This window comes from Kribbella antiqua, from assembly GCF_004345665.1.
GTDB classification, from domain to species: domain Bacteria; phylum Actinomycetota; class Actinomycetes; order Propionibacteriales; family Kribbellaceae; genus Kribbella; species Kribbella antiqua.
The window spans coordinates 365,886-390,297 of record NZ_SLWR01000006.1 but is presented as its reverse complement, the minus strand read 5'-3'; the positions used below and the strand labels follow the sequence as shown (position 1 = coordinate 390,297).

Sequence of the window (24,412 nt, the reverse complement as noted above, 5' to 3'; positions counted from 1 at the left end):
ACCACGCTTGATGTTACATCGTCTATGTAACGTTGAGTCTGGAAGACTGTCAAGGGTGGACGCACACGACGAGGAGCTCACGGTCGACCAGCTCGCCGCCAAGGTGGGCATGACCGTCCGCAACGTCCGGGCGTACGCCGGGCGCGGCCTGATCCCACCGCCGCGACTCGCCGGCCGGACCGGGTACTACGGTCCCGAACACGTGGCGCGGTTGACGCTCGTACGCGAGCTGCTCGCCAAGGGGTACACGCTGGCCGCGGTCGAGCGGATGATGGCCGAACTGCCGGATGGCGCGATGGCGCTGGGTGTCTTCGAGACGCTGGTGAACCCGTGGACGCCGTCGGAGCCGGAGGTCCTGGACGAGCGCCAGCTGGCCGAGCGGGCCGGCGTACCGCATGATCCGGCGGTGATCGCGCGGCTGGTCGAGCTGGGGATCGCCGAGCGGCAGGACGACGGCCGGCTGCGAATCCCGAACCCGGACCTGCTCCGCACCGGCCTCGAGGTGATCAAACTCGGCGTCCCGATCCAGGCGATCCTCGAGCTGCTGCCCAAGCTCTTCGCCCAGGCCGACGCGGTCGCCAAGACCTACGTCGAACTCTTCCGCAGCACCGTCTGGCGCCAGTTCGCCGACGCCGGCCTCCCCGCCGACGGCTGGCCTGAAATCCAGCGCACCCTGGAAAACATCATCCCCCTGGCCGGCCAAGCCCTAGTCGCCGCCTTCCGCGAATCCATGGCCCGCGAAATAGAAACAGTCGCCTCCCAAGAACTGGGCCTACCCCCCAAAACCCTCCCCTCCACCGGCTGACCTTAGGCTGGCGACTGCCACCCGGAACAAGCCCTCGGAATCGGCGATGTCCTGCGCCGTCCGCGCGGCATCTCCCGTCACCACCAGGCCATCCATGGCGACAAAGCTGCCGAAGCCGGCGAAGCGGGCCACCCGAACGCTGCCAGGACCAGGCCCGACTCGACCCATGCTCGACGCGCTCGCGGCCAGACCTCAGTCGCCTACCACCTTTTACCACTGGCCGAATGTGACGTTTCCCCTTGTGGATAAGGGGATTCCGACCTTGGGGTGGCTTGTTCTTGGCTGCAATCGAACGTATGCTCGGATACATGTTCGACGATGACCTGGATGAGCTCGACACCGCGGACCTGCTGGTCGCCGCGGCGCATTCGTCGACGTCCAAGAACACGCCGCGGTACGGCTCCTCGAGGCCGCGCTCGCCTTCGCCGACCGCCACGCCGTCGTCAACTACGACAGCGGCGAGGTGCTGCCCGGCACCGAACGATTGAAGGTGTACGGCGGTGACGGCTGCCCGGGTGTGGCCGAGTTCGCCCCGGTCGAGTTCGGCGCCGTGACCCGGATGTCCACCGGCGCGGCCGCCTCCTTCATCGGCGAAGCCCTCGCCCTGCGGCACCGGCTGCCCAGGATCTGGGCCGCCGTGCTGGCCGGGAACGCGGTCGCGTGGCGGGCCCGCAAGATCGCCCACGCCTGCCTGTCGCTGTCGCTGGAGGCGGCCGCGATCGTCGACCGCCGCGTCGTCGGCATCGTCAACACCGTCACCCCGACCAAGCTCGCCACCATCGTGAAGGCCGCCATGTGGGAGGCCGACCCCGACCTGGCCAGGGCCCACGCCGAGGCCGTCGCCAAAGCCCGCGGCGTCTACGTCGGCCCCTCCGACGACCACGGCACCAAACGGTTCTGGGTCCGCGCCGCCGCCGGCGACGTCATCCGGTTCGACGCCACCATCAACGACATCGCCCACGCCCTCAAAATCCTCGGCGACCCCGACACCCTGGACCAACGCCGCGCCAAAGCCATCGGCTGGATCGCCGACCCCGCCGCCGCCCACCACCTCCTCCAAGTCGCCCGCTATCTCGCCCGCACCCTCCCCACCCTTCAAGACAACCCCGGGCACACTCACACGCCTACCGCCGACCGCCCTGCAACCAGTACCGACGCCGCCCCGCCCGCCGCCGCCCCCGACGAGCGGCCTGCGCCAGACGACTGGCCGCCGCCGGACGACGACACTGTCCTGGACGACGACGACGACGACCACGACGGCGATAGCGCCCACGGTGACGACGGGCATGACCGCACCGCGGGGCGCGACTGGACCGCACCGGCTGACGACACCGTCCCGAACGACGGGGTCCGCGGGTACGGCGGCGACGACCGCACTGCGGCACGCGACTGGACCAAGCCGGCTGACGACACCGACCGGGACAACGGGCACAACATGGACGACCGCCACGCCATGCACGACTCGATCGGGCCGGACGATGGCGCCGTCCCGGACGATTCACACCACGCAGACGACGCAGACGACTGCGATGCGGCGGACGACGCGACTGCGCCGGATGACGACGCTGTCCCGGACGACGGGGGCGACGCGTACGACTGGAATGCGTCCTACAACCGGGATGGCCCGGAGGACTGGATGGCTCCCGATGACGATCCGGGCCCGGAGGACTGGGACGACCCGGATGACCACGGCACGGCGGCCAACACCGGCCAGTCTGGCCTGCCTGGGAACGAGGCGGCCGACGACGCGTTCACGCGGCGGATGCTGGCCGACTCACTCCCCGCGCGGCTCGCCGCGCTCAAGCAGCACGCCTACAGCCACGGCCTCGCCGCCGACACCGGACAACGCCCCAACCGGCACACCCTCTACGTCCACCTCACCGACAAAGCACTTGCCACCCGCAACGGTGTCCTGCGGGTCGAAGAACTCGGGCCACTGCTGCTCAACCAGCTGAGCGAACTGCTCGGCCACGACCAGATCATCGTCAAACCGGTCATCGACCTGCGCGAACAGGTCAATGTGCACAGCTATGAGATCCCCGACCGGATCCGCGAACGCGTCCGGCTGCGGCACCCGGTGGACATGTTCCCCTACGGCGCCGCCGAAGCGACCACCCGAATGGACCAAGACCACATCACCCCCTACGACCGAACCGGCCCACCAGGCCCACGAGGCCAGACCGACCCCGACAACCTCATACCGCTCGGACGACTCCACCACCGCGCCAAAACCTTCGGCGGATGGCAGAGCCGCAGGCTGCCCACCGGCGGCGTCGAGTGGATCAGCCCGCACGGCTTCCGCTTCCACGTCGACCACACCGGCACCCACCCCGTGCCGCCAGTCGCCGACGCTACGGACGAGTCAGTCGCAGAGGGCGGTCGGGATCACTTGAGCGGGAGCTAGCTTGTACCGTCCTCGCTGAACCGCCCGGAGCTCGGCCGGCAATGTGTCAGTCAGCGGAGGCGAAGGCGTACCAACGCAGCTCGAACAGATCGATCCGCGTCTCCTTCGGTGGCGCGACCGTTGCCGGCTGTTGACTTTCGCAACGAGCTCCCCGGTCTGCAGGTCCAGCGCCACCCCAGCCGCCGCTCCTGCCAGTCGCTTCGCGAACTTCACCGCGTGCGGAATCTCGGCCGGGGAACTTCCCTCGACGAGGATTGTCCACATCCACCGCGGCTCGAGGACGTGCGCCACCACCTCGGGCGGGACGTCCTCCGCCTCCATCTCGAACGGCCCGTCCACGGTGAACGGGTAATTCGCGCGCTTCCCGCGCAGAACCCTGCCGTCGTTGCCAAAGACAAGCCCTGCACTTCCGGCGACGGACTCGGCCGACAGCTCAACCCACTGCCGCCCGAACACCTGCACGTCGTACGACATACGCGAGATCGTCCCATCCCACAGGACCCACCATTCAGCGGCGACGTGGTCCGCTGAGAGTAGTCGAAGCGGTGCGACGGGCGGCCGGCACATAGGAAGAGGTGGTCGGCCTTCGGATACAGCACCAGTTCGGTTTCCAAGCCGCGGTCCTGGAGGGCGGTGAGCCATTGTTCGGCTTGGCCTACTGGGCTGCGTTCGTCGTTGACCGCGTGGAGGACGAGGGTGGGGGTTTTGACCTTGGTAGCGTGGTCGTACGGCGATTGGGCGCGGAGTACGGCGGGGTCGGTCCAGGGCAGGCCGCCGTAGATCAGCTCCATCATGCCGACGCCGACGTCTGCGGTGCCGCTGAGGCTGATCAGATCGCACATGCCAGCGCCGCAGACCGCGGCCTGTCGCGTGCGTACCAGCTCAGCCAGACCGGTGGCGTCGTACCGGGTGTACTCGTCGAGGTGCATGACCTCATTCAACCGATTGCGGCGGCACCGTCATCGGAGCGAATTGAGAAGCGTCCAGCCCTGTTTCGTTGCCGGGAGCAACGGGCCGCGCTTCAACCGCTGATCAGCGGCTCGCCCAGCTGATCAGCGGTTGAGCGTCTCGTCCTTGCGCCGGCTCCGGACGACCAGCACCGTCCCAGCCGCGACCAGTACGACGACGACCACGATCGCCCCGACGACCCAGGTCGCGCCCTGATAGTCGCTCGGGTCCGTGTCGCCCGCGCCAGGTGGATTGACGGTCGGCGACTCGGTCGAACCGAGTGTCGGCGTCGGGGTCGGGTCAGCGACAGTCGTCGCTGAAGCCACAGCGGGCATCAGAACCAGTGCCACGCCAAGCAACAGCGCACTGAGCAACCTCTTGGTTCTCACTACCGCCCGGTGCCCCGGCCCTCGGGCCGCAAACCGGTCAGTTCGGCCAGGCGGGTGAGCGGCCGAGGAAGGCGATCAGCTGATCCAGGCGGTCTTCGCCCGTCCATGGGATGTCCGGAGCGAAAGCCGCGCCCGGGACAAGTCGCGGGGCACCGGTGGGTACGACGGCCGCGACCTCATGGGCGGCCTCCACCACGTCCGGCTCGAACTCGACGTTCGTACCCAGTGCCTTCGCCAGGTCCCAGCTGTGGACGACGTAGTCGATGAAGTGGAAGCTGATCGCCTGATGACCTGGGAACTTGTGGTCGGCACTGAACTCCGCGAGGGGGAAGAGCCGGTCGACCGCACCTTCCTCCGCGAACGCGGCCAGGACGTGCTCGGCGGAATCCCGGTACGCAGCGACCGGGTCGTCGCCGAGCTCGAGCAGCTTCCACCGCTCGAGGTCGCCGTCGCCTCGGGAGGCGGCCGCGAAGCCGTAGTGCTGGGTGGCCATGTGGGCGAGCAGGCCGTACAGCGTCCACGCCCGGCACGGCGTCGGCTTGTTCAGGTCGTCGGCGGTGATCCGGTCCGCCAGCTCGATGCTGTGCCGGACCGCGCATTCGTCGAGGGCAACGATGTTTTCGATAGGCATGCATAGATCATATGCGCGCGCTTATCATCTGACCAGTGCTACTTTTCTGTCCGTGAGCGCGGAGGACGAACGGCCCGACCTCGCCGCGATGCTGCATCCGCTGGTGCGTGAGCTGATCGCGGTGGAACTGCCCATCCTCGCCGACCACGGCGTCTCGATGTGGGGCTACTCGGTCCTGACCGCATTGGACGGTACGCCGGTCCGCACCCAGGCCGCCCTCGCGGAGGCGATCGGAGCCGACAAGACCCGGATCATCGCCACCCTCGACGAGCTACAGGACGCCGGTCTGATCACCCGCATCCCGGACCCGGACGACCGCCGCGTCCGGCTGCTCTCCATCACCCCCAAGGGAACCCGCATCCGCCGGGCCGTGCGCTCCGACATCCGCACCCGCGAAGACCAGCTCCTGTCAGCACTCCCCGCCGCGGACCGCCGGGCCTTTATCCGCATCCTCCGCACACTTCACGAACGCGGCTAGATTCGGTTTCCGCGCGCGCCGAAGCGGTTCGGCGGCCCCTCCCACCAGCGCGAGCAGCTCCCCATCCACGGAGCCAAGCGTTCCGATGTGCCACTCGCCTCAGGGGCGAGCAGCGCGGTGGGCCTCCAGGGCACGGTCGACCAGCAGGCCAGTGGCATCCAACGGCCCGGCGGCATCCTGCGATGCATGCTCGTCACCGGCATTCGCCAGCATTTGCGCGGTGTCGACTTGCAGCGAGCCGACGAGTTCGCGGGCGTGGGCTGCCGCGGCCGCCGTCAGTCGCAGTAACTGAGTGAGCGTCGGCGCCTCCGCCTGCCAGCCACCGGCCGATCGTTGCAGCTCGACCTGCTGACTCCCGAGCAGACCGGCGACCAAGCCCGGAGCTTGGTGTGCGCACGCGAGTACGAGGGCTGATCGCGCCGGATTACGCTTGTGCGGCATCGCCGACGAACCACCCGGCGCACCTTCCGCCAGCTCAGCGATCTCATTCTGCGCGAGCAGGACGACAGCAGTAGCAACGGTCGCGAGCGCACCGCAGACCCCGGCTAGGGCAGTGGCAACCTCAATGATCGGCTGCCGTCGGGTGTGCCACGGCAGCGGCGGCACCGGCAGATCCAACGCGGTCCCCAAAGCCTCCGTCAGCTGCGTCCCCACGCCGAGCCCGACCGGACCGCCGTACTGCAGAGGAAGCCCAGAGCGGGCAGCAGACAGTCGCACCGCCGCGTCGTCCACCCCCGCCAGCCAGCCCGCACAGACCGCTCCGAAGGTCGTCGGCACCGCGCGCTGCAGCAACGTCCGCCCGATCTGCACCGTGCCGCGATGACGATCAGCGAGCTCGGCCAGGTCGTCAGCCACCGCCCATAGATCATCAAGCACCAACGAGGAGACCCGCCGCGCAATCAGCACCAACGCGGTGTCGACAACATCCTGACTGGTAGCACCGAGATGGACATACGGCTGCGCCGCCGCAGGCACGAGAGCCCGCAGGTCCTGCACCAGCGGTACGACGGGAGTCGCCGAGGCCACGGCACGTCGAGTCAGCTCCTCGAGATCGAACCGCGAAGGCTCGCACGCCGCCTCGATCTCCTTCGCCAACTCCGGTGGGATGCGTCCGACCGCCGCGCCGGCGACCGCGATGGCATTCTCCACCCGCAGCATCTCCCGCAACCAGGCCCGATCATCGGTCGCCTCGGTCGCCGCGGTTGTTGAATACATGGCACTGAACATCGAAAGACACCGTCTCCAACTTGGCCGCCTGGATCTGCTCGTACACGTGCGTACGCAGGCTCGCGAACCGTGCGTCCGCCCGGGTGTGCAGCTGATCCCGCTCGGCCGGCAGATCGATGACGAGTTGTTCCTGTACGACGGTCGGCGACGACGACAGGATCAGCACCCCGCTGACCAAGATAGACGGCCTCGCGCCGACCGCGGCGAACGGCTCGTCCATCAACAGTACGCTCGGCTCGCGCCCGATGCGTGCCTTCGGCAACTTCTTCTGCTTGAGCGGCAGCTCGAGGTTGTCCCGCAGACGGTCCGGCACCGGCCGGTCAACAGCTCGTGACGAGGGTTTGACGGTCTCCGATCGTCGCCATACTTGTTCGAGAATGCGTACCGATGTTCTTATGGCGCACGCCGACGCGGGAAGGACTAGCCTGAGCGGGACCAGTGCAGATCGGGGAGGAGCACCGATGACCGATGCGGCCCGGGAGCCGTACTTCGTTCAGTCGCTCGAGCGCGGGCTGGCGGTCATTCGCGCCTTCGACGCGGACCACCCGGAGCTGACGCTCAGCGAGGTCGCCCGCGCGACGGACCTGACCCGGGCCGCGGCCAGACGGTTCCTGCTCACCCTCGCCGATCTGGGCTACGTGACCAGCGACGGCCGGATGTTCCGGCTGACGCCGCGGATTCTCGAGCTCGGCTACGCGTTCCTGTCCAGCACCGGGCTGCCCGAGATCGCCGAGCCACACCTCGAACGGCTGGTCCAGCAGGTCCGCGAGTCGTCCTCGATGTGCGTGCTCGACGGCGACGACATCGTGTACGTGACGCGGGTGCCGACCAGCAGGATCATGACCGTGACGATCACCGTCGGGACGCGATTCCCCGCTCATGTCACCTCGGTCGGCCGGGTGCTGATCGCGAACCTGCCCGAGGACGAGATCGAGCTGCGGCTCGAGCGCGTCGACCTGCGCCAGGTCACCGCGAAGACGATCGCCACCGCCGGCCGGCTGCGCACCGAACTGCGGAAGGTCCGCGACCAGGGCTACGCGATCGTCGACCAGGAGCTCGAGGAGGGCCTGCGATCCGTCGCCGCGCCGGTCCGCGACCACACCGGGACAGTGGTTGCCGCGATCAACATCGCCGTGCACGCAAGCCGCAACTCGGTCGACTCGATCCGCCGGAGTCTGGTTCCCCAGCTGCTCGACGCGGCGTCCGCCATCGAGGCCGACCTCCGCCTCCTCCCCCACAGTGGCCGCGCTGCCGCCCGCTGAAGGCTGTGGCTGAGCGCCGCCTCGGCCTGGAACGCACGCTGCTGGTTGCCCTCGCGACGCTGGCTGTATGCGATCGGCGGGGGTTGGCGTCCGGCTGCACCGGCAACCCCAACCTGGCAACCGACCTACTCAACTCCGGCCGCCCCGCCCTGGCCAACGCCGCGCAGAGCTGGGTCCAGCGAACTGGCTACACCATCGTCAGCCGAGGCGGCGTGGCGGGCGCGACCTGGGGCGTCTTCTAGACTTCGCCGCGGTGAGAGTCAGGACTTTCGGCCCTTGTTGGGCGGTGTGCCGCTCAGGCATCCTCGCGCCGTGATCGATGGATCAAACCTGGGGACGGCGCTTCGCGCGCTCGACGGCGTACACGGCTGCTTCGGTACGACGTTCCATGTCGAGTTTGCGGAGCAGCCCGGACACGTAGTTCTTCACGGTCTTCTCGGCGAGGAACATGCTCTGTGCGATCTGCCGGTTGGTCTTGCCGGCCGCGATCTCGTCGAGGATGCGGCGCTCCTGCTCGGTCAGCGACTTGTACCGCGGGTCGTCGTCCTCGTCCGCCGGATGCCGCAACCGCTCCAGCACCGCACTCGTCATCGCCGGATCCAGCAACGATTCGCCGGCGGCCAACCGCCGTACCGCACCCACCAGGTCGGTCCCGCTGACCTGCTTCAGCAGGTAGCCCGCCGCACCGGCCATGATCGCGGTGAACAGCGCCTCGTCGTCGGAGAACGACGTCAGCATCAGGCAAGCCGGCGGCGCTTCCATCCCCGACCGGATCTCCCGGCACACCGAGATCCCGTCGCCATCGGGAAGCCGCACGTCCAGTACGGCGACATCCGGCTGCAGAGCGGGCACCCGCGCGACCGCCTGGGCCGCAGTCGACGCCTCGCCGACCACCTCGATGTCCGGCTCAGCCTCCAGCAACTGCCGAAGCCCCACTCGCACGACCTCGTGGTCGTCGAGGAGAAACACCCTGATCGCCATCGCACCTCGCCTACCGGCCGCATCGCCGCTGCGTCCAGCGTAGACCTTCGGACCCTGGGGAGGCCGTGATGCAACCGGTAGAGCGCTTCGACCCCGCCGGGCTGGAGATCCTGGACGAACGCGAGTGCCTTCGGCTGCTCCGGTCCGTCGCCGTCGGTCGGCTGGTCTTCACCCAAGGCGGGCTACCGGCCGTCCGGCTGGTCAACTTCGGCCTGGACGGCGACACGATCGTATTCGCCTCCGGTGGCGGGGAGAAACTCCGGGCCGCCGAACGCGGCGACGTGGTCGCATTTGAGGTCGATGACATCGATGCCGAACGGCATTTCGGCTGGACGGTGACCTCGGTCGGCCACCTGTCCGTGGTCGCCCCGGACGAGGCGGCGCTGCTGGAGCGGACCATGCCGTTGCGCAGCTGGGCGCCGCTGCGGAACCGGCGGCTGATCCGGCTCGGGACCGAGTCCCTGACCGGCCGCCGCCTGCCCGGCTAGGACTGACGGCAGGCGCACACGCGTCGTACTCGGTTCCCTACCGGCACGACAACTCGTACTGTGGCAGTTGTGGCAGGGGCTGCGAGGGACCAGCGGGGATTCTGGGACGAGGGCGCACTGAAGTTCGCGGGGCTGTCCAGAGTGCGCCTGGACGCCCTGCTGCAGGAGTTGCTCAGCCGCGTCGACGAGATCATGGACTCGCAGGAACGACTGCGGGCCCTGCTCGACGCCGTCGTCGGGATCGGCGCGGACCTCGACCTGACCAGCACCCTGGACCGGATCGTCACGGCCGCCTGTGAGCTCGTCGACGCGCGGTACGGCGCACTCGGGGTGATCGGGTACGACCGCAAACGGTTTGCCCGGATCCATGTCCATGGAGTGACCGACGAGCAGATCGCGGCGATCGGCCCTTACCCGGACGGCCACGGACTGCTCGGCCTGCTGATCGACCACCCCGATCCGATCCGGCTGCACGACCTGACCGAACACCCGCGCGCGGTGGGCTTCCCGCCCAATCACCCGCCGATGAAGAGCTTCCTCGGCGTACCGATCCGCACCCGCGAACGAGTCTTCGGCACCCTCTACCTGACCGAGAAGGCCGACGGAGCCGACTTCACCGAGGGCGACGAGCGGATGGTGACAGCCCTCGCCGCCGCGGCCGGCGTGGTGATCGACAACGCCCGCCTGTACGCCGACACCGAGCGCAGGCGGCGCTGGTACGAGGTGACCACCGAGATCACCAAGCTGATGCTCACCGACTTCGAGCCGCAGGAGGCGCTGCAGCTGATCGCCCGGCGGGCCCGCGAGGTGTCCGCCTCGGCCGTCGGCGTCGTCTTCCTGAGGTCGGGTGACGATCTGGTCGTCCAGGCGATCGACGGTCCGGCCGAGTTCCAGCAGTACCTCGGTCGGCACCTCCCGGCCAATCTGCCGCTCGTCACGTCGGTCATGCAGGCCAGCCACCAGGTCGTCATCGACGACATCGCCCAGGTGGCCAAGGAGGCGGACCGCCTGGCGGACATCCCCGAGATCGAATCGCTCAAGCGCACCATTCTCGCCGCGCTGCCGGCCGGCACCCACACGCCCGGCGGCCTGCTGGCGGTGGCCGCCGAGCGAGGCGCGGTCCTCGGCGTCACCCAGGGCACCGACCTGGTGAAGATGTTCGCCGGCCAGGCCACCCTGGCGCTCGACCGCGCACAGGCCCAACGAGACCAGGCGATTCTCGCGGTCCTCGAGGACCGGGACCGGATCGCCCGCGACCTGCATGACCTGGTCATCCAGCGCCTGTTCGCCACCGGCCTGCAACTGCAGGGCATGCACAGCATGGTCCAGCCCGAGGTCCAGAAACGCATCGGCCGCGCGGTCGAGGACATCGACGCGACCATCCGCGACCTGCGAGCAGCCATCTTCGAGCTGCATCAGCAGCCCGGTCACAGCTCCCTACGGTCGGACATCCAGGCCCTGGTCGCGGAGTACGCCGAACCGCTGGGCTTCCGGCCCCAGCTCACCTGCACCGGGCCGCTCGACAGCGTCATCCCGGCAACCGTGCGGCCGCAGATCCTGGCGGCGATCCGAGAGTCCCTCTCGAACGTCGTACGCCATGCCGAGGCATCCGAGGTGACGGTCGAGGTGGTGGTGACGGCGGCCGAGGTGATGACCCGGATCACCGACAACGGTGTCGGCCTCAACTTCGGCGAACGCCGGAGCGGGCTGCGCAACCTGAGCGAACGGGCCGAGTCCCTCGGTGGCGCTGTCCACCTGGAGGCGAACCATCCGCACGGCACCATCGTCGAACTGCGGGCGCCGATCGACTCCCAGCGTTAGTCGGTGCCGTGCGACCGGTGAGGCCACAGTCGCACGGCACCTTCCGACCGGAGTTGCGCGCCCCTCAACGCTCGCTCCGGCGGCCTCTTCAGTTCTGCGGGTGGCGCCAGCGCGGTGCGACCAGCTCCCACTCGCGGGCCCAATCGTCGTACCGCCGCCGATTCAACGGTACGGCGGCCAACCGGGCCAATCCGGCCAAGACGAGCCACGACAGCATGGCCACGCTCAGTCCCACCGCACCACCGATGGCTTTGCTGTCGCCCGGCCGCCGAGGCGAAGTGGTGATCGCACCTGAGCTGTCGAGCCAGACCGTCAGCTCAGTGCCCTGCTTCGTCCCAGCCGGCACACTGGCCCGGCCCTCCTGCGACTGGCCGGCCTGATTGGTCCAGCCGACTTTGACCAGTGACGTATAGGAAGCGGGCACATCGGCGGTCACAGGCTCACTGTTCTCCAGTGTCTGCGCCCGGACCTGCGTAAGGACCGCCTGCTGATCGGCCGCTGACCGCTCGCTCGCGTTCCGCACCGCCGTACCTATCGCGGCCGCGGTCGGGATCATCAGCAGTGCGGCCAGTACGGCGCCCCAGACGATCGCCGACTCCAGCCGGTCGACCCGGCGGCGCAACGGGCTCCGGCCGAAGCCGAGCCGGCGCGCTTGCATCAGCACCCACAACTCCCCCTTGCGATGCCCCGCGAAACCCATCACGACCCCCTCGATACACACCCCGCTGCGACCAGAATGCCTCAACGTCACAACGTTGTTCAGGGCCGAAGGTCCTCGGCTCGCGAGGACGACCGCAGGACCCGGCGACATGTGACCTTGTGCCCTGTCGGGCCAGGTGTGGCGTTGTAAGGGTTGGAGCATGAGGCACTTGCACGTTCTGTCCGCGACGCTGGTCGGCGGCCGCGGTCTGGTGCGTGCCGCGGTCGCGTACCTCCGCCGGACAACGGCCGGCAACGGACGGCCGGCCATCGATCCCGAGCGGTACGACGCGGTGGTCTTCGACCTGGACGCCGTCGTACAGCGCACCGACGGAGTCCGGACCTTGCCTGGGACGGTCGAGCTGATCGTCCGGCTGCGGTACGCCGGGATCGAGTACGCCGTCACCTCGGCCGGCCTGGACTGTGCCGACATCCTGCGTGCCGCCGGGCTGGAGGACGTCTTCCAGGTCCGGGTCGACGGTGTGGTCGCGGCCGAGCGCGGGCTGCCGGCGAAGCCCGATCCGGCCATGTTCCTGCTCGCGGCGCACCGGCTCGGCGTGCTGCCACGCCGTACTGTTGTCATCGAGGACGCGCCTTCCGGCGTGGTGGCTGGTCGCGCGGGCGGCTTCGGCATGGTCGTCGCCGTGGACCTGGGCGCTCGCCGGGACGAGTTGCTGGCAGCCGGCGCCGACGTCGTCGTCGAGGACCTCAACCAGCTCGACATCGGGCAGAGCAGCTGAGCTTGCGGGAGTGAGAGCCGAGGGGGCACAGTCGCTTAGGGAGGGAAGAAGATGCGCACCGAATCACGCACCGTCCAGGAGCAGCCGACCGCCGTACTGCGAGCGATCCTGCGGCAGGACGAGGTGAGCGGCTGGGTCCTCGCGGCGTTCGACGCGGTGGCCGACTACCTGCGCCGGCACGGCATCGCACCCTGCGGCTTCCCGTTCGCTCGCTACCACATCCTGACCGGCGGAGATTTCGACGTCGAGGCCGGATTCCCGGTCGCCGTCCGGATCTCCGGCGACAACCACGTCCGGCCGTCCAGCCTGCCGGGAGGTCATGTCGTCGTCGCGCGGCATGTCGGGCCCTCTGAGCAGCTCGGGGATGCCTACCAGGCGGTCGACGACTGGTTGCGCGCCGAGTGCGGGACCCGCGCGGGTGACGCGTGGGAGGTCTACCACGATCTGCCGCACCGCCCACGGAACACGCGGACCGAGGTGGTCCAGCCGTTCAGCCTCGAAACCGTCAGTCAAGTAGGAAGGAACTGAGCGGCCGCCGAGGCGTGGGCGGCACCAGAGGCCCGTAGCCGAACCGGATCACCGCTTGCGGCCGGTGCCAGGTACCCAACGGGTCGTTGACCAGCCAGCGCAGCGCGTCGTGCACGATCGCCTGGTTCAGCACCGTCGTCGCGACGCCGCGAGCGGTCGCCACCAGCAGCACCCGCTGCATCGCCTGCCCCGCGCGCAGCCACTCGACCGGCCCGTCGTAGCGAGTCGACAGTACGGCGATCTGCGGATCCTGCTCGAAGCCGTTGCCGTCGGTTGCCAAGCGCAACCATTTGAGCCGGGCCGGGGCATCGAGCCAGACCAGCTCAGCGCGCTCCAGGGTCGCGGTCAGATCCAGCAGCCGGCAGAGCTCGTCGGACAGCCGCTGCTCGGTGTACGGCCCGCGGTTCGATCGGCGCTCGTGGACGGCCGGCGCCAGTACGCGCAGCTGCTCCATCTCCGGATCGGGTGCCAGCAGGTCAACCTCGGCGACCAAGTCCGGGCGCCGGCGGTCGAGCACGTTCCGCGCCGCGGCCCCGAATCCGAGCTGAGCGGCGCCGACCCGGAGGTTCAGGATCGCGGCGCCGAGCGACAGGAAAAGCATCCTGCCGTTGGGATCCTCGGCGGGCAACTCGCGCTCCCGGTCCCGGTGTACCTCGACCACCGAGCCACGGAAGCGGAACTTCCACGGCTGGGAGTTGTGCAGGGACGGAGCCGCGACGGCGGCGCGGAGCAGCTCGTCGCGGTCTTCCTGACTCGGCGACGTCATCTCACGAGGATCGCCCGGCGGCGCCGGACCGAGCAGGGTCCAAACACACCTGCGCCCGGGACCTTTGCCGGGATCCGCCGGGCCCTTGCGCCCTGTCCCGGGCTGCCGGCCTCCAGGTGAACTGGATCTACCCCCACACCGAGCGAGAGAAGTCCGCCGATGTCCCGTGTGGCTCCGCCACCCGTTGTCGTCGGGATCGACGGCTCCCGTGACGGTCTGATCGGCCGGCGCGGGATAGATGGTTTCGCGGAGCTGATCCTGGGATCGACTTCGCAGGTCTGTACGGCGCTGTCGTCCGGGACGCTGGTCGTCGTACCGGATCAATGGCAGCCCGGCGCGCCGCCGCGGGGACGGATCGTGGTCGGGGTCGACGGGTCGCACGACTGCCAGGCGGGGACGCACCCAGTTCACGCCGTTGCGGCTCGGCTCGGTCTCCCGCGGCCTGATCCACCACGCCGCTTGCCCGGTCGCCGTCATCCACCGCGAAGAGAACCGATCAGGAATCGAGAAGCTCCAGTTGCCCAGCCGGGACTAACGTTCCTGACATGACCAACACTCGCGCGGAGGAGCGACCGATGGCTGCAACGAAGAGCACACCCGCCAAGAAGACCACCAAGGCTTCCAAGGTCTTCACGGACGAGGAAAAGGGTGCGATGAAGGAGCGCGCCAGGGAGCTGAAGGCGGCCGCGAGCAAGGCGGAGGCGGAGGCGGACCTCCGCGCGAAGATCGCCGAAATGGCGGAGCCGGATCGGGGCCTGGCCGAGCGCATCCACGCCATCGTCATGGCCGCCGCGCCGGACCTGGCGCCGAAGACCTGGTACGGCATGCCCGCCTATGCCAAGGACGGCGAGGTCCTCTGCTTCTTCCAGCCGGCGGCGAAGTTCAAGGCGAGGTACGCGACCTTCGGCTTCAACCCCGGGGCGAACCTCGACGACGGCACCATGTGGCCGACCGCCTTCGCGGTGACGAAGCTGACCAAGGCCGACGAGGCGAAGATCACCGAACTGGTGAAGAAGGCAGCCAGCTGAGCAGGTGAGCGGTTGAGCCTCAGACCGCGCGACCTGGCGACTGGACCGGAGATCGGGCGGCTGCGCGCTGGACCCGAGGTTTGCCCGATCCGACTCGCGGACACCGGCATGCGGGGGTTGTGGCCGGCGGCTATCGTCTGAGCCCAACGGCGGCGCTGGGGACCGATGCCGCCGGACGGACTCCCGGAAGGAGCCCGGCGTGCAGGTGCGCCTATGGCATGGCACCCGGACCGTGCAGATCGCACGCTCGATCGCCACAAATCGCAAACTTCAGATCGCCGCGCTACTGGCCGCGGTTGCGCTCTCCTTGTGGAATGTCGAACGCGTTCCACACACGGCCGTGCTGCCGGCCGTCGTCGGCCTGCTGCCGTTCGCGATCGGCAAGTACGTGCTCTGCCCGCTGCGCTGGCATGCCCTGTCGGGCAGCGGCCATTCGCGCCGCTGGCACATGCGCGCGTACGCGGAGAGTGAGATTCTCGGCCTGATCTCGCCCTGGCACGCCGGCGCCGACATCTGGCGGATCCACCGCCTCGAGCGCACCGGCGTACGACGGTCAGCGGCCGTGTCGTCGGTGGCGCTGGACCGATTCGTCGGTGCGGTCGGGCTGATCGTCGCCGTCGCGGTGTGCGGGATCGCGCTGCCTCGAGCCGTGCTCGTGGTGGCGCTCGGCATCGCGGCCGTGGTGCTCGCGGCCGGACTGATCGTGAACTGGCGACGTCCCGGCCTGGCCGGACGCTGGCCGTGGCCGTCCCCGAAGGTCTTCGCGCTCGGCATCCTGCTGTCGGTCGGCTACCAGGCGACGATCCTGGGGCTGCTGATCGGCGCGATCCATGCAGTTGGTGACTCGGTGTCGCCGTTCCATCTCATCGCGGTGTTCGGTGCCAGTCAGCTCGCTGGGGCTCTGCCCGGCGTACATGGTGCGAGTCCGCGCGAGGGTGCCTTGGTCGCCGGCCTGGCTTCGATCGGTGTCTCCTGGACCGCTGCGTTCGGCGCGGTGGCGCTGACTGCCTTGCTGTATTGGATTCCCGCTCTGCTGGTGGGCGGAAGCTGCCTGTTCCTGCGCTGGCGTGGGTGGTTCAGCGAACCGCAAACGGTCGTGCGCGTCCTCGCCTGAGTTCAGAAGGGGCTTTGGCCGGAGGCGATAGCCGGGAGAACTGCAGACGCCAGCTGGCTGTAGAGGTGGCGCTGCAGCATGGGACCGAAGCTCACCCGCGCGACGCCGAGGGCTGCGACGTCCTTTCCGTATCCGACATTGACGGGGCCGGGGATGCCGGCGACCAGGGCCTTGATCACGTCGGGGTCGCCGGTGGCGATGGGATAGACGCAGTCGGCGCCGGCGGCGAGATACCGGGCGCCGCGGTCGATCGAGGCGGCGAGTTGCTCATCGGGTGTTCCGGCTCGGCGCAGGAACGAGTCCGTGCGAGCGTTGATGACCAGATCAGGTCCTGCGGCCCGTACGGCGGCGAGGAAGTCGGCCTGCTCGCTGGCGTCGATCATCTTGCCGGTGGCCGGGTCCGAGTCCTCCAGGTTCAGTCCGACGGCTCCGGTCGCCGCGAAGCGCTCGACCAGTTCGGCCGGGGGTAGCCGGTAGCCGCGCTCGAAGTCGACCGTCACCGGTACGTCTACCGCGCGTACGATCCGGGCGGCCGCGGCCAGCACGTCCTCGACCGGCGCCGCCTCGCCGTCGTCGTACCCGAGAATCGTCGCGGTCGCGAAGCTGCTCGTGGCCACGACCGGGAAGCCGGCCTCGACGACCATCCGGGCAGACGCCGCGTCCCAGGCGTTAGGCAGCACGAGTGGCTTGCCTGGCACGTGCAGCGCGCGGAGTTCGTCGGCCTTCATGTTGTCTCCTTGCTGAGGGGTAGGCCGAACGCTGGGAACAGCGCCGGCTGGTGGAACGCGAGTACGGCTTTCACTTTCGCTTTGGCCAGCGTCAGCACCTGGATGGAATGTGCGTGGAACAGGCCGTCGTCGCCGCGGAAGTATTTGGCGAAGGCCGGCTGCCCGTTCGCGGACGTCTCGACCATCAACTGCCGGCCGGCGCCGGGAAGCTTCGCGTCGAGCAGCCGCAGTACGTCGGCCCGCCCGCTGAACCAGGTCGGGATCGGCGGCATCTCCCACCTGACGTCCTTCGTGAGCAGACCTTCCAGGGCTGCCAGGTCCTTCTTCTCGAACGCAGTGGCGTAATCGTCGAGCAATGCACGCCGTACGGGCTCGTCCGGCTCGCTGAGGTCCTCCTCGACAGGTTGCAGGCGAGCCAACTCGGCTCGTGCCCGCTGCAGCGCGCTGTTGACCGCGGCTGCGGTGGTGTCAAGCAGATCGGCGACCTCCGTCGCGGGCCAGGCCAGCACCTCCCGCAGAATCAGTACGGCGCGCTGCCGCGGCGGCAGGTGTTGCAACGCAGCCACCATCGCGAGGCGGAGACTCTGGCGGTTCCCGACTACTGCAGCGGGGTCGGCGTTGAGCAGGAGATCAGGGAAGGGCTCCAGCCAGGGCAGCTCGAGTCCGTCGGGCTCCAGCTCGTTCGGGTCGTGGCCCGGAGCTCCGAGAGCCGACGGAACCAGCCGACGGCTACTGTGCTGCAACGAGTTGAGGCACACATTGGTCGCGATGCGATACAGCCACGTCTTGACCGACGACCGCTCCTCGAAGTCCCCCTGCCCCCGCCAAGCCCGAAGATAGGTCTCCTGTACGGCGTCCTCGGCATCATGCAGCGACCCGAGCATCCGGTAGCAGTGCGCGAGCAAGCCACCCCGGTGCTGCGCGAAGTCCTCTTCCAGGTTCATCTGACCTCCTACTCATACAGACCGGCAGCAGCACCCGTACTCATCGCTACGATGAGTACGAGTTTCCAGCGGCTTGGTCAGCGCAGCGGCTCGGTCTGCCACTCGATCGATTCGATGTTGGCGTACCATTCCGGCGCGTTCGACGGATCCCCGACATACTCCGCCACCACCCGCACCGGCCGATCGATCACAACCTCGGTCAGCACATCAACAGCCATGGCTCTTCCCCTCGTTCCTCAGTCTGCCGCACGCTGGAGATTCCAGGCGGCGACGAGGGCGGACTTCACGACGGCGGGATCGGCATCCGCGAGACGCAGGACAACCTTCTGGTGCGCGTCGAAGCGTGGCGGCACGAAGAAGAGGTCCGGGTGTGCGGCCAGCAACCTCTCCCGCTCGGCGAAATCAATGCGGATCACGATCGACTCGTCGTCGTACTGCCGCGCCACCATCCGCCCATCAAGCGTCCAGCGCAGCAAGCCCTTCGCCCGCGACTCCTTCACCCCGTCGAGCGTACGGGCGATCTCACTCACCTCCGCAACCTCCACCCGCCCACCGTCCCACGCCCGTACCCTCCCCACCAGCCTTTTGCGCTCGGCTCGGGAGATCGCCGAGTTCAGCGTCCAAGTCGTCGTACTCGTCGTCGGGCAGGGTTGCCTCGTTGCGGCGAGCGATGCGGAGGAACGCGATGATCAGAAGGATCGGGCCGAGGACCATCGCAGTCTCCGGGATCCCGCCCAGGTGGAGAACGATCATGACGCCGTCACCAACGCGATCCCGCCGGCGGTGAACGCGACGATCGCCGCCAGCATCGGATACTGCGCCCGCCGCAACTGCCGCCGACGGAACAGCTCAGCCGCCCGATCATGCGCGGCCACAACCCCAAGTACGTGTCCGGCCACGATCGCACCGATCTGGACCCCGGCGATGAACCCGGTGCCGAGGAACGCGTAGTCGACCCGCACACCCGCGGTCCCGAGCAGATCCCAGCCGCGCCCGAACGGATCCGCCGCCAGCAGCACCCCTTCCTGCCCCTGGAACATCGCAAACGAGAAGTAGTGCGCCACCGCATACCCAATCGCGATCGGCACCAGCGAATGCACAAACGCCCCCGGCAACCCCGCCCGGCCAACCACCCCAGCCCGCACCCGCGCCGCCCCGGCAGCCCGGGCCGGAAGTACGAAAACAACAGACACAACCCCCACCGCCACCGCAAGCCCAAGCGTGTGTACGACGATGTGCTCCGTCCGGCCGAGATCACCGCTCGACCGCACCCAGGCCGACCACCGCGAGATCCCGTCAAAAGCCGTTGACCCAAGCAACAAACACAGCAACCCAACAACACCCGGCTCCTGCGGCGTGGCCGCCAACCCAGCCAACGGATTACGCAGCTCCAGCTCTCCATCACCACCGCGCCCAATCGGACTCAACCGCGCAAGCAGCTCCGCATACACCTCAAAGCCGTCCCCAACCCGAAACCACTCCGGCCCATAAACGATGCCACCAGCAACATTCAGAACGGCATACATCGTCACAAACACCGCAACAGCCAACGGCTCGGAACCAACCGGATACACCAACTCAAGCCACAAAAACCCAGCCAACCCGACAACCGCCGGCCAGCAACCAACCCCCTCCGGCAACCCCCGATACGACCCCCCACGCACCCTCCGCCCAGACGCCGTACGCGCCCCCTCCTCCAACTCCCCACCCACGCCCCGGCCCAACGTGCTGCACGCGAGTGACGCGAGGGTGCATAGGGGGTTGGCCAGGCGCCAGATCGGGCCACAGACCAAGGACAGCGGAATGATGCCGACCCAGATCCACACGTACAGCCAAGTCGGCGCTGGGTTGAGTGCGGGCGAACTGCTGCCGAACCAGGCTGTTGCGAGCAGCAGCACGAGAGCCACCAGGCCGACGGCTTTGAGCAGCAGCCGCGTCGGCCGGGCGTCGATCAGCTTGGTGAGCGCCCCGAGCGACTTACCGGCAGTAACTTCGAACCGTGGTCGCGACCAGAACGCAGCCAGCGCGAAGAACGAGACAGCCACCGCGGCGGCGGCGGAGTAGATCGCCAGCCACAGCGGCACCGGCAGATCGCCGCGGCCCCCGATCCCGTGCAACGGAACCAGCAGCTCGACCACGGCACCGCCTCCGATCAGCCATCAGCCATCTGACCGATCGAATGTAACACGATGAATGTCACATATCGAGCGTCTGATAGTCAGCCGAGTTGAACCGCCTGGTCAGCTGCCGGAAGCGGAAGGTGAACGACGGCCAGATGGTCGTGTTCCGGCCCTGCGCGTCGAGATACCAGCTCGTGCAGCCACCGCGGGTCCAGACCGTGTTCCGCATCGACGAGCGCACACCATCGACAAACGCACGCTGCACCTCCGCCCGGACCTCGACCTCACGCAGCCCGTTCACGTCGATCGTCGTGAGCGCGTCCAGGATGTAGGCGATCTGCGACTCGATCATGAACACCATGGAGGTGTGCCCGAGCCCGGTGTTCGGGCCGATCAGCATGAAGAAGTTGGGGAAGCCGGAGATCGCCGTACCGAGGTAGGCCTGCATGCCGTCGGACCACGCCTCGCGCAGCGAGACTCCGTCGCGGCCGTGCACCATGTCCATCACCGGCAGGTCGGTGACCCGGAATCCGGTGCCGTAGATGATCGAGTCGACCTCGTGCTTCACACCGTCCCCGGTGACGATCCCGGTCGGCGTCACCTCCGCGATCTGATCAGTGATCACCTCGACATTGGGCTGCGTGATCGCCGGGTAGTAGTCGTCGGAGATCAGCACCCGCTTGCAGCCCAGGGTGTAATCCGGCGTCAGCTTGGCGCGCAGCAGCGGGTCGCGGATCTGGTGCTCGAGGTGCTTCTCGGAAACCTTCTGCACCTGCCGCATGATCGCCGGCAGCTTCGCGAAGCCGAGCACCATCGCCTCGCGGCTCCAGTAGATCCAGGACCGGATCGCCTTCTGCGCAAGGGGAAATCGCCGGAAGACCGCCTTCTCCGCCGGGGTGATCGTGCGGTCCGGCCGCGGCATGATCCACGGCGGCGTGCGCTGGAACAGATGCAGCTCCTCGACCTCGGGCTGGATCGCCGGCACGAACTGGATCGCCGACGCGCCGGTCCCGATCACCGCGACCTTGCGACCGCTGAAATTCAGCTCGTGATTCCACTGCGCCGAGTGGAAGACGTCGCCATCGAAGGACTCGATGCCGCGGAGTTGCGGGTACGACGGCTCGGCCAGCGGACCCATGCCGGACACCAGGAACTGAGCGGTGAACTCGCCCTGGATCGTGCGGATCCGCCACTGCCCGTCCTCCCAGTGCGCCGACTCGACCGCGTGGCCGAAGCGGATGTGCGGGCGGACGCCGAAGCGGTCGGTGACGTCGCGGAGGTAGTCCTCGATCTCGGGTTGCGGGGAGAAGGTCGACGACCAGTCCGGGTTGGGCGCGAAGGAAAACGAATACAGATGCGACGGCACATCACACCGGCAGCCCGGGTAGGTGTTGTCCCGCCACGTCCCACCGACATCCTGCGCTCGCTCCAGTACGACGAAGTCGTCGTACCCGGCCTGTTTGAGCCGCACCGCCATCCCGATCCCGGCAAACCCGGTGCCCACCACAACGATCCGGTGATGCCCACTCTCCCGCGCCATCCGGTTCCTCCAGCCTGCCGAGAAGAACTTACTCGCAGTAAGTTACTCGGAGTCAGTTAAGCTACGCAAGTGACCTCCACCACGCATAACACACCCCCAACCACGGAGAGCGCCGCCGCTGAGAACGGCGGGCCGGTTAAGCGGCGGCGGGATCGGCGGGCTCGGGAGCGGGAGATTCTGGAGGCTGCCGAGCGGATTTTCGGGGAGCGGGGGTATCAGGGGACGTCGATGGATGACGTGGCTGCTGAGGTCGGGGTGTCGAAGCCGCTGATCTACCAGTACTACGGCTCCAAGGACGGCCTGTTCCTCGCCTGCCTGGCGCGGCTGCGGGCTCAACTGCTGGAGACGGTGTCCGACGCGGTGCTGGCCGCGGGCGACGCCGAGGACGCGCTGTACGCCGGTTTCGTCGCCTGGTTCGAGTTCCTCGACGACCACCCGCAGACGTGGTCGGTGCTGATCGACGAGGGCATGCTCGGCATGGGCCCGGCCGCCGGCCCCGCCGCGGCCGCCACCGATGAGGTCCGCGCCGCCTTCATCGAACTCATCGCCGCCATGGTCCGGATGAACCTCCCACCCGGCCGCACCGCCGACCCGGACGAGATCGAGATCGTTGCCCAAAGCATCTCCGGCGCCACCGAACGCCTCGCCATCTGGCGCAGCCGCATCCCCGCCCCACCCACCCCCGAAAAAGTAGCCCAAACCCTCCAGAACCTCCTCTGGCAAGGCCTCCACACCCTCCGCACCCCCTGACACCGCCCACCTTGAGAACCCACCAACCAAAAACCACACTCCAAAACAGTCGAACCGTGCCCAAGGTCGCCTCGAATCAGCTCTGGTGCGGCAGGTGGCGTTGGAAAACCCGTATCGCCGCAGGCACCTGACGAATAGGCTCGCGCTCATGACCGACGGCGACTGGAGGGATGGCGGGTTCAGGCAGCATCGGCCCTCCGCGGAGACTCTCGCCTGGGTTGCGGCGTCGATGGGTCGGGGCAGTCGAATCGTCGGCTATCGCCGATTGACCGGTGGCGTCTGCTCCGCCGTGCATCGGCTGACTGTCGAGCGACGTGGAATGCGAACGTTCGTCGTACTGCGGCAGTATCCGGGCGGGCTCGGCCTGCAGGGGAGCTTGGAGAAGGAGATCGCCAACCTTGGTGTGGTGGCGGGAAGCGGGCTCCCGGTTCCGAGCATCCTGGCTACTGACGTTGCTGGTGCTTCGACGGGGGGCTCGCCATCGTTGCTGATGACACGGTTGCCGGGGCATGTTCACCTCAATCCGGCGGAACCTCGGTCGTGGATGACGAGGATCGCGGAGATTGCTGTACTGCTGCATTCCCTCGATCTCCCCGCGAAGATGTTCAGACCTTGGACGGATTCTTGGATCGCTCCTCTAGACGGGTTTCAGGTGCCGGTCGGCGCACAGAAGCCGGCTGTGTGGAAGGCGGCGTTTGGTGTCATGGCGGCGCCGCCGCCAGAGGACACTGCCGTCTTTCTGCACTGCGATCTCCTGCCTGTCAACATGCTGTGGTCGCGCGGAAGGATTACTGGACTGACCGACTGGAACTCCATCCATCGGGGGTCGCGCGCGATTGACGTCGGGCACTGCCGGCGATACTTGGCGGCGCTCTACTCGCCCGAGTGGTCGGAGCAGCTTCGGTCGCTCTATGAGTCGATCGCAGGGGTGACTCTCGATCCGTGGTGGGACCTGTATGCCCTGCTGCACTATGACGACAGCGGGCCGAAGTGGATCCGTGGTCAGGTCGCTGGGCGCCGTCCCGTCGATGTACCCGGCATGACTTCCCGGGTCGAGGTCGCTATCGAGACAGCGCTACGGCGCCTCGGATAATGCGTGAGCATCCTCAGAAGTTCAGGGTGCAGACGAGGGCGCGGTGGTCTGATGGGGTGATGCCGTCGATTGGGTCGCCGGCTGTCGAGGTGGCGATGACTGTGACTGGGTGGTTGAAGCGGCCTGGTCGGAAGTACACGTGGTCGATCCGTTGCCCCAGTAACTCCGGGCCGGCCTCGGCGGGTGCGGTCGCCACGGACGGATCGCCAGCCCCGGCCGGCCATGCGTCGGTAAGTACGTCGGACAGCGGCCGCAGCAACGGACTGCCCGGCGGCGCGTTGAGATCACCCGCGACCACAATCGGCAGCGGACCGTCCAGCGCCGGATCCGTCGCGAGCTCGGCCAGCAGCGCGGCCTGGGCGAGCCGATCATCGTTGTACGCCGGGTCGTACTCGAGACAACCCATGACGACACGCAACGGTGCGACCGGATGCGCAACTGTCGCAACCACGGCCACCGGATCGAACGCACGATGCCGAGCAGGCATCGGCACCACCCGCCAGCCGGTGATCTCCCACCGGCTCAGCAACCCGATCCCGATCTCGACCCCGGCATCCCGCGGGTCCCGCGCCACATCCGTCGCCGGCGGGTAGGACGGACCGGCGTACGCCGCATGCAACTCCAACTCAGCGCCGAGCGCCGCCACCTGATTCGTTGCCCTGGTCCCCCAAACCTCCTGTAACGCAACGACATCCGGGTCCACGGCACGCAGCGTCTGCGCGATCGCCTCGTGCCGCGCGACCCACACCGGCCCGAACCGCCACCACACGTTCCACGTCATCACCCGCAACACACCCATACAACCGCCGTTCCCAACCCACCCCAACCACAACCCTGAGAAGTGGCCCTGAGAGTCGGCTGACGGATGTCATGGGTACGTCGTGACGCTCGATCCAGGGGTGGATCGGCGGACGGCGCGAGGCTTCTG

The 24,412-nt window shown here is 68.2% G+C and carries 31 protein-coding genes and 1 pseudogene; 15 read left to right on the top strand and 17 right to left on the bottom strand.

Annotated features, from left to right (window positions below):
* The first annotated feature begins 55 nt into the window (after positions 1-55).
* From EV646_RS19630 to EV646_RS19620, 3 genes are all read left to right on the top strand, one after another.
* Positions 56-805, top strand: coding sequence for a MerR family transcriptional regulator (locus EV646_RS19630; RefSeq protein ID WP_241996179.1), 750 nt, complete (start codon positions 56-58; stop codon positions 803-805).
* A gap of 308 nt (positions 806-1,113) precedes the next feature.
* Entirely contained in the window at positions 1,114-1,293 is a 180-nt protein-coding gene (locus EV646_RS19625; protein ID WP_132150532.1) for a hypothetical protein, read from the top strand.
* Positions 1,269-3,209, top strand: a complete 1,941-nt coding sequence (locus tag EV646_RS19620; RefSeq protein WP_132150530.1) for an HNH endonuclease signature motif containing protein — start codon at positions 1,269-1,271, stop codon at positions 3,207-3,209. The genes EV646_RS19625 and EV646_RS19620 overlap by 25 nt, the downstream gene beginning before the upstream one ends.
* Here the strand turns inward: EV646_RS19620 and EV646_RS40135 are convergent.
* From EV646_RS40135 to EV646_RS19605, 4 genes and pseudogenes are all read right to left on the bottom strand, one after another.
* Positions 3,168-3,683 (bottom strand): hypothetical protein, encoded by a 516-nt coding sequence (locus EV646_RS40135; protein ID WP_241996178.1) that lies wholly within the window; start codon positions 3,681-3,683, stop codon positions 3,168-3,170. The two genes, EV646_RS19620 and EV646_RS40135, sit on opposite strands and share 42 nt — an antisense overlap.
* Positions 3,684-3,754: 71 nt before the next feature.
* Positions 3,755-4,138: pseudogene (locus EV646_RS40990) on the bottom strand (alpha/beta hydrolase family protein); the annotation flags it as partial.
* 123 nt (positions 4,139-4,261) lie between these two features.
* The gene (locus EV646_RS19610; RefSeq protein WP_132150526.1) at positions 4,262-4,483 is read right to left on the bottom strand and encodes a hypothetical protein; all 222 of its coding nucleotides are present in this window, start codon (positions 4,481-4,483) and stop codon (positions 4,262-4,264) included.
* A 100-nt stretch (positions 4,484-4,583) separates the two neighbouring features.
* Positions 4,584-5,177, bottom strand: coding sequence for a TIGR03086 family metal-binding protein (locus EV646_RS19605; RefSeq protein WP_132150524.1), 594 nt, complete (start codon positions 5,175-5,177; stop codon positions 4,584-4,586).
* A 52-nt stretch (positions 5,178-5,229) separates the two neighbouring features.
* On the opposite strand from EV646_RS19605, the gene EV646_RS19600 reads away from it, so the two are divergent.
* Complete coding sequence (locus tag EV646_RS19600; RefSeq protein ID WP_241996177.1) at positions 5,230-5,655, top strand: MarR family winged helix-turn-helix transcriptional regulator; 426 nt, start codon at positions 5,230-5,232, stop codon at positions 5,653-5,655.
* 99 nt (positions 5,656-5,754) lie between these two features.
* Here the strand turns inward: EV646_RS19600 and EV646_RS19595 are convergent, their stop codons facing one another.
* The gene (locus EV646_RS19595; protein ID WP_158290989.1) at positions 5,755-6,870 is read right to left on the bottom strand and encodes a lyase family protein; all 1,116 of its coding nucleotides are present in this window, start codon (positions 6,868-6,870) and stop codon (positions 5,755-5,757) included.
* The gene (locus EV646_RS19590) at positions 6,833-7,195 is read right to left on the bottom strand and encodes a hypothetical protein (protein ID WP_199237065.1); all 363 of its coding nucleotides are present in this window, start codon (positions 7,193-7,195) and stop codon (positions 6,833-6,835) included. The genes EV646_RS19595 and EV646_RS19590 overlap by 38 nt, the downstream gene beginning before the upstream one ends.
* Before the next feature lie 148 nt (positions 7,196-7,343).
* Between EV646_RS19590 and EV646_RS19585 the strand changes: the two genes are divergently transcribed.
* Both EV646_RS19585 and EV646_RS19580 read left to right on the top strand, forming a co-directional pair.
* Entirely contained in the window at positions 7,344-8,144 is an 801-nt protein-coding gene (locus tag EV646_RS19585) for an IclR family transcriptional regulator domain-containing protein (RefSeq protein WP_132150518.1), read from the top strand.
* A gap of 5 nt (positions 8,145-8,149) precedes the next feature.
* Positions 8,150-8,386, top strand: a complete 237-nt coding sequence (locus EV646_RS19580) for a hypothetical protein (RefSeq protein ID WP_132150516.1) — start codon at positions 8,150-8,152, stop codon at positions 8,384-8,386.
* A gap of 82 nt (positions 8,387-8,468) precedes the next feature.
* Here EV646_RS19580 and EV646_RS19575 read toward each other — a convergent pair whose 3' ends face one another.
* Complete coding sequence (locus tag EV646_RS19575; protein WP_132150514.1) at positions 8,469-9,125, bottom strand: response regulator; 657 nt, start codon at positions 9,123-9,125, stop codon at positions 8,469-8,471.
* 68 nt (positions 9,126-9,193) lie between these two features.
* Here EV646_RS19575 and EV646_RS19570 point away from each other — a divergent pair, with 68 nt between their 5' ends.
* Entirely contained in the window at positions 9,194-9,613 is a 420-nt protein-coding gene (locus tag EV646_RS19570) for a pyridoxamine 5'-phosphate oxidase family protein (RefSeq protein ID WP_132150512.1), read from the top strand.
* A 69-nt stretch (positions 9,614-9,682) separates the two neighbouring features.
* Positions 9,683-11,434, top strand: coding sequence for a GAF domain-containing sensor histidine kinase (locus tag EV646_RS19565; RefSeq protein ID WP_199237064.1), 1,752 nt, complete (start codon positions 9,683-9,685; stop codon positions 11,432-11,434).
* An 88-nt stretch (positions 11,435-11,522) separates the two neighbouring features.
* Here EV646_RS19565 and EV646_RS19560 read toward each other — a convergent pair whose 3' ends face one another.
* Positions 11,523-12,134, bottom strand: coding sequence for an Rv1733c family protein (locus EV646_RS19560; protein ID WP_132150510.1), 612 nt, complete (start codon positions 12,132-12,134; stop codon positions 11,523-11,525).
* A 160-nt stretch (positions 12,135-12,294) separates the two neighbouring features.
* On the opposite strand from EV646_RS19560, the gene EV646_RS19555 reads away from it, so the two are divergent.
* Together EV646_RS19555 and EV646_RS19550 are read left to right on the top strand one after the other, a co-directional pair.
* Positions 12,295-12,873: an HAD family hydrolase gene (locus EV646_RS19555; protein ID WP_132150508.1), complete on the top strand. Its 579-nt coding sequence runs from the start codon at positions 12,295-12,297 to the stop codon at positions 12,871-12,873.
* A gap of 51 nt (positions 12,874-12,924) precedes the next feature.
* Complete coding sequence (locus EV646_RS19550) at positions 12,925-13,401, top strand: GyrI-like domain-containing protein (protein ID WP_132150506.1); 477 nt, start codon at positions 12,925-12,927, stop codon at positions 13,399-13,401.
* On the opposite strand, the gene EV646_RS19545 is transcribed toward EV646_RS19550, so the two are convergent.
* Complete coding sequence (locus EV646_RS19545) at positions 13,379-14,167, bottom strand: nitroreductase family protein (RefSeq protein WP_132150504.1); 789 nt, start codon at positions 14,165-14,167, stop codon at positions 13,379-13,381. The genes EV646_RS19550 and EV646_RS19545 overlap by 23 nt on opposite strands.
* 319 nt (positions 14,168-14,486) lie before the next feature.
* On the opposite strand from EV646_RS19545, the gene EV646_RS40985 reads away from it, so the two are divergent.
* The 3 genes from EV646_RS40985 to EV646_RS19530 all read left to right on the top strand — a co-directional run bounded on the left by EV646_RS40985 (position 14,487) and on the right by EV646_RS19530 (position 16,309).
* Positions 14,487-14,702, top strand: a complete 216-nt coding sequence (locus EV646_RS40985; protein ID WP_132150749.1) for a universal stress protein — start codon at positions 14,487-14,489, stop codon at positions 14,700-14,702.
* 40 nt (positions 14,703-14,742) lie between these two features.
* Positions 14,743-15,195 (top strand): iron chaperone, encoded by a 453-nt coding sequence (locus EV646_RS19535; RefSeq protein ID WP_132150502.1) that lies wholly within the window; start codon positions 14,743-14,745, stop codon positions 15,193-15,195.
* A gap of 199 nt (positions 15,196-15,394) precedes the next feature.
* Complete coding sequence (locus EV646_RS19530; RefSeq protein ID WP_158290988.1) at positions 15,395-16,309, top strand: lysylphosphatidylglycerol synthase transmembrane domain-containing protein; 915 nt, start codon at positions 15,395-15,397, stop codon at positions 16,307-16,309.
* A gap of 2 nt (positions 16,310-16,311) precedes the next feature.
* Here EV646_RS19530 and EV646_RS19525 read toward each other — a convergent pair whose 3' ends face one another.
* The 7 genes from EV646_RS19525 to EV646_RS19495 form a co-directional block, all read right to left on the bottom strand.
* Entirely contained in the window at positions 16,312-17,037 is a 726-nt protein-coding gene (locus EV646_RS19525) for an isocitrate lyase/PEP mutase family protein (protein WP_132150498.1), read from the bottom strand.
* A complete protein-coding gene (locus EV646_RS19520) occupies positions 17,034-17,981 on the bottom strand; it encodes a sigma-70 family RNA polymerase sigma factor (RefSeq protein WP_132150496.1) in 948 nt (315 codons plus the stop codon). Before EV646_RS19520 ends, EV646_RS19525 begins: the two co-directional genes overlap by 4 nt.
* Before the next feature lie 77 nt (positions 17,982-18,058).
* Positions 18,059-18,199 carry an SRPBCC family protein gene (locus tag EV646_RS19515; protein WP_199237062.1) on the bottom strand — a complete coding sequence of 47 codons (141 nt, stop codon included), beginning with the start codon at positions 18,197-18,199 and terminating at the stop codon, positions 18,059-18,061.
* A gap of 18 nt (positions 18,200-18,217) precedes the next feature.
* Positions 18,218-18,511, bottom strand: a complete 294-nt coding sequence (locus EV646_RS19510; RefSeq protein ID WP_132150494.1) for a hypothetical protein — start codon at positions 18,509-18,511, stop codon at positions 18,218-18,220.
* Positions 18,504-18,734 carry a hypothetical protein gene (locus tag EV646_RS19505; RefSeq protein WP_132150492.1) on the bottom strand — a complete coding sequence of 77 codons (231 nt, stop codon included), beginning with the start codon at positions 18,732-18,734 and terminating at the stop codon, positions 18,504-18,506. Before EV646_RS19505 ends, EV646_RS19510 begins: the two co-directional genes overlap by 8 nt.
* Positions 18,731-20,119, bottom strand: coding sequence for a hypothetical protein (locus tag EV646_RS19500; protein ID WP_241996176.1), 1,389 nt, complete (start codon positions 20,117-20,119; stop codon positions 18,731-18,733). Before EV646_RS19500 ends, EV646_RS19505 begins: the two co-directional genes overlap by 4 nt.
* 58 nt (positions 20,120-20,177) lie before the next feature.
* Entirely contained in the window at positions 20,178-21,641 is a 1,464-nt protein-coding gene (locus tag EV646_RS19495; RefSeq protein ID WP_132150490.1) for a flavin-containing monooxygenase, read from the bottom strand.
* Positions 21,642-21,710: 69 nt separating this feature from the next.
* On the opposite strand from EV646_RS19495, the gene EV646_RS19490 reads away from it, so the two are divergent.
* A complete protein-coding gene (locus EV646_RS19490) occupies positions 21,711-22,391 on the top strand; it encodes a TetR/AcrR family transcriptional regulator (RefSeq protein ID WP_132150488.1) in 681 nt (226 codons plus the stop codon).
* Between the two features lie 148 nt (positions 22,392-22,539).
* Positions 22,540-23,484 carry a phosphotransferase family protein gene (locus EV646_RS19485; protein ID WP_132150486.1) on the top strand — a complete coding sequence of 315 codons (945 nt, stop codon included), beginning with the start codon at positions 22,540-22,542 and terminating at the stop codon, positions 23,482-23,484.
* Between the two features lie 13 nt (positions 23,485-23,497).
* Here EV646_RS19485 and EV646_RS19480 read toward each other — a convergent pair whose 3' ends face one another.
* Complete coding sequence (locus EV646_RS19480) at positions 23,498-24,265, bottom strand: endonuclease/exonuclease/phosphatase family protein (RefSeq protein ID WP_158290987.1); 768 nt, start codon at positions 24,263-24,265, stop codon at positions 23,498-23,500.
* Positions 24,266-24,412: the final 147 nt, after the last annotated feature.

Excerpts from the sequence above, each read along its gene's own strand:
- EV646_RS19625 (WP_132150532.1), top strand. The coding sequence starts at position 1,114 with ATGTTCGACGATGACCTGGATGAGCTCGACACCGCGGACCTGCTGGTC.
- EV646_RS40135 (WP_241996178.1), bottom strand. The coding sequence starts at position 3,683 with ATGTCGTACGACGTGCAGGTGTTCGGGCGGCAGTGGGTTGAGCTGTCG.
- EV646_RS19605 (WP_132150524.1), bottom strand. The coding sequence starts at position 5,177 with ATGCCTATCGAAAACATCGTTGCCCTCGACGAATGCGCGGTCCGGCAC.
- EV646_RS19595 (WP_158290989.1), bottom strand. The coding sequence starts at position 6,870 with ATGTATTCAACAACCGCGGCGACCGAGGCGACCGATGATCGGGCCTGG.
- EV646_RS19585 (WP_132150518.1), top strand. The coding sequence starts at position 7,344 with ATGACCGATGCGGCCCGGGAGCCGTACTTCGTTCAGTCGCTCGAGCGC.
- EV646_RS19575 (WP_132150514.1), bottom strand. The coding sequence starts at position 9,125 with ATGGCGATCAGGGTGTTTCTCCTCGACGACCACGAGGTCGTGCGAGTG.
- EV646_RS19570 (WP_132150512.1), top strand. The coding sequence starts at position 9,194 with ATGCAACCGGTAGAGCGCTTCGACCCCGCCGGGCTGGAGATCCTGGAC.
- EV646_RS19560 (WP_132150510.1), bottom strand. The coding sequence starts at position 12,134 with ATGGGTTTCGCGGGGCATCGCAAGGGGGAGTTGTGGGTGCTGATGCAA.
- EV646_RS19555 (WP_132150508.1), top strand. The coding sequence starts at position 12,295 with ATGAGGCACTTGCACGTTCTGTCCGCGACGCTGGTCGGCGGCCGCGGT.
- EV646_RS19550 (WP_132150506.1), top strand. The coding sequence starts at position 12,925 with ATGCGCACCGAATCACGCACCGTCCAGGAGCAGCCGACCGCCGTACTG.
- EV646_RS19545 (WP_132150504.1), bottom strand. The coding sequence starts at position 14,167 with ATGACGTCGCCGAGTCAGGAAGACCGCGACGAGCTGCTCCGCGCCGCC.
- EV646_RS19535 (WP_132150502.1), top strand. The coding sequence starts at position 14,743 with ATGGCTGCAACGAAGAGCACACCCGCCAAGAAGACCACCAAGGCTTCC.
- EV646_RS19525 (WP_132150498.1), bottom strand. The coding sequence starts at position 17,037 with ATGAAGGCCGACGAACTCCGCGCGCTGCACGTGCCAGGCAAGCCACTC.
- EV646_RS19520 (WP_132150496.1), bottom strand. The coding sequence starts at position 17,981 with ATGAACCTGGAAGAGGACTTCGCGCAGCACCGGGGTGGCTTGCTCGCG.
- EV646_RS19515 (WP_199237062.1), bottom strand. The coding sequence starts at position 18,199 with ATGGCTGTTGATGTGCTGACCGAGGTTGTGATCGATCGGCCGGTGCGG.
- EV646_RS19505 (WP_132150492.1), bottom strand. The coding sequence starts at position 18,734 with ATGATCGTTCTCCACCTGGGCGGGATCCCGGAGACTGCGATGGTCCTC.
- EV646_RS19495 (WP_132150490.1), bottom strand. The coding sequence starts at position 21,641 with ATGGCGCGGGAGAGTGGGCATCACCGGATCGTTGTGGTGGGCACCGGG.
- EV646_RS19485 (WP_132150486.1), top strand. The coding sequence starts at position 22,540 with ATGACCGACGGCGACTGGAGGGATGGCGGGTTCAGGCAGCATCGGCCC.
- EV646_RS19480 (WP_158290987.1), bottom strand. The coding sequence starts at position 24,265 with ATGACGTGGAACGTGTGGTGGCGGTTCGGGCCGGTGTGGGTCGCGCGG.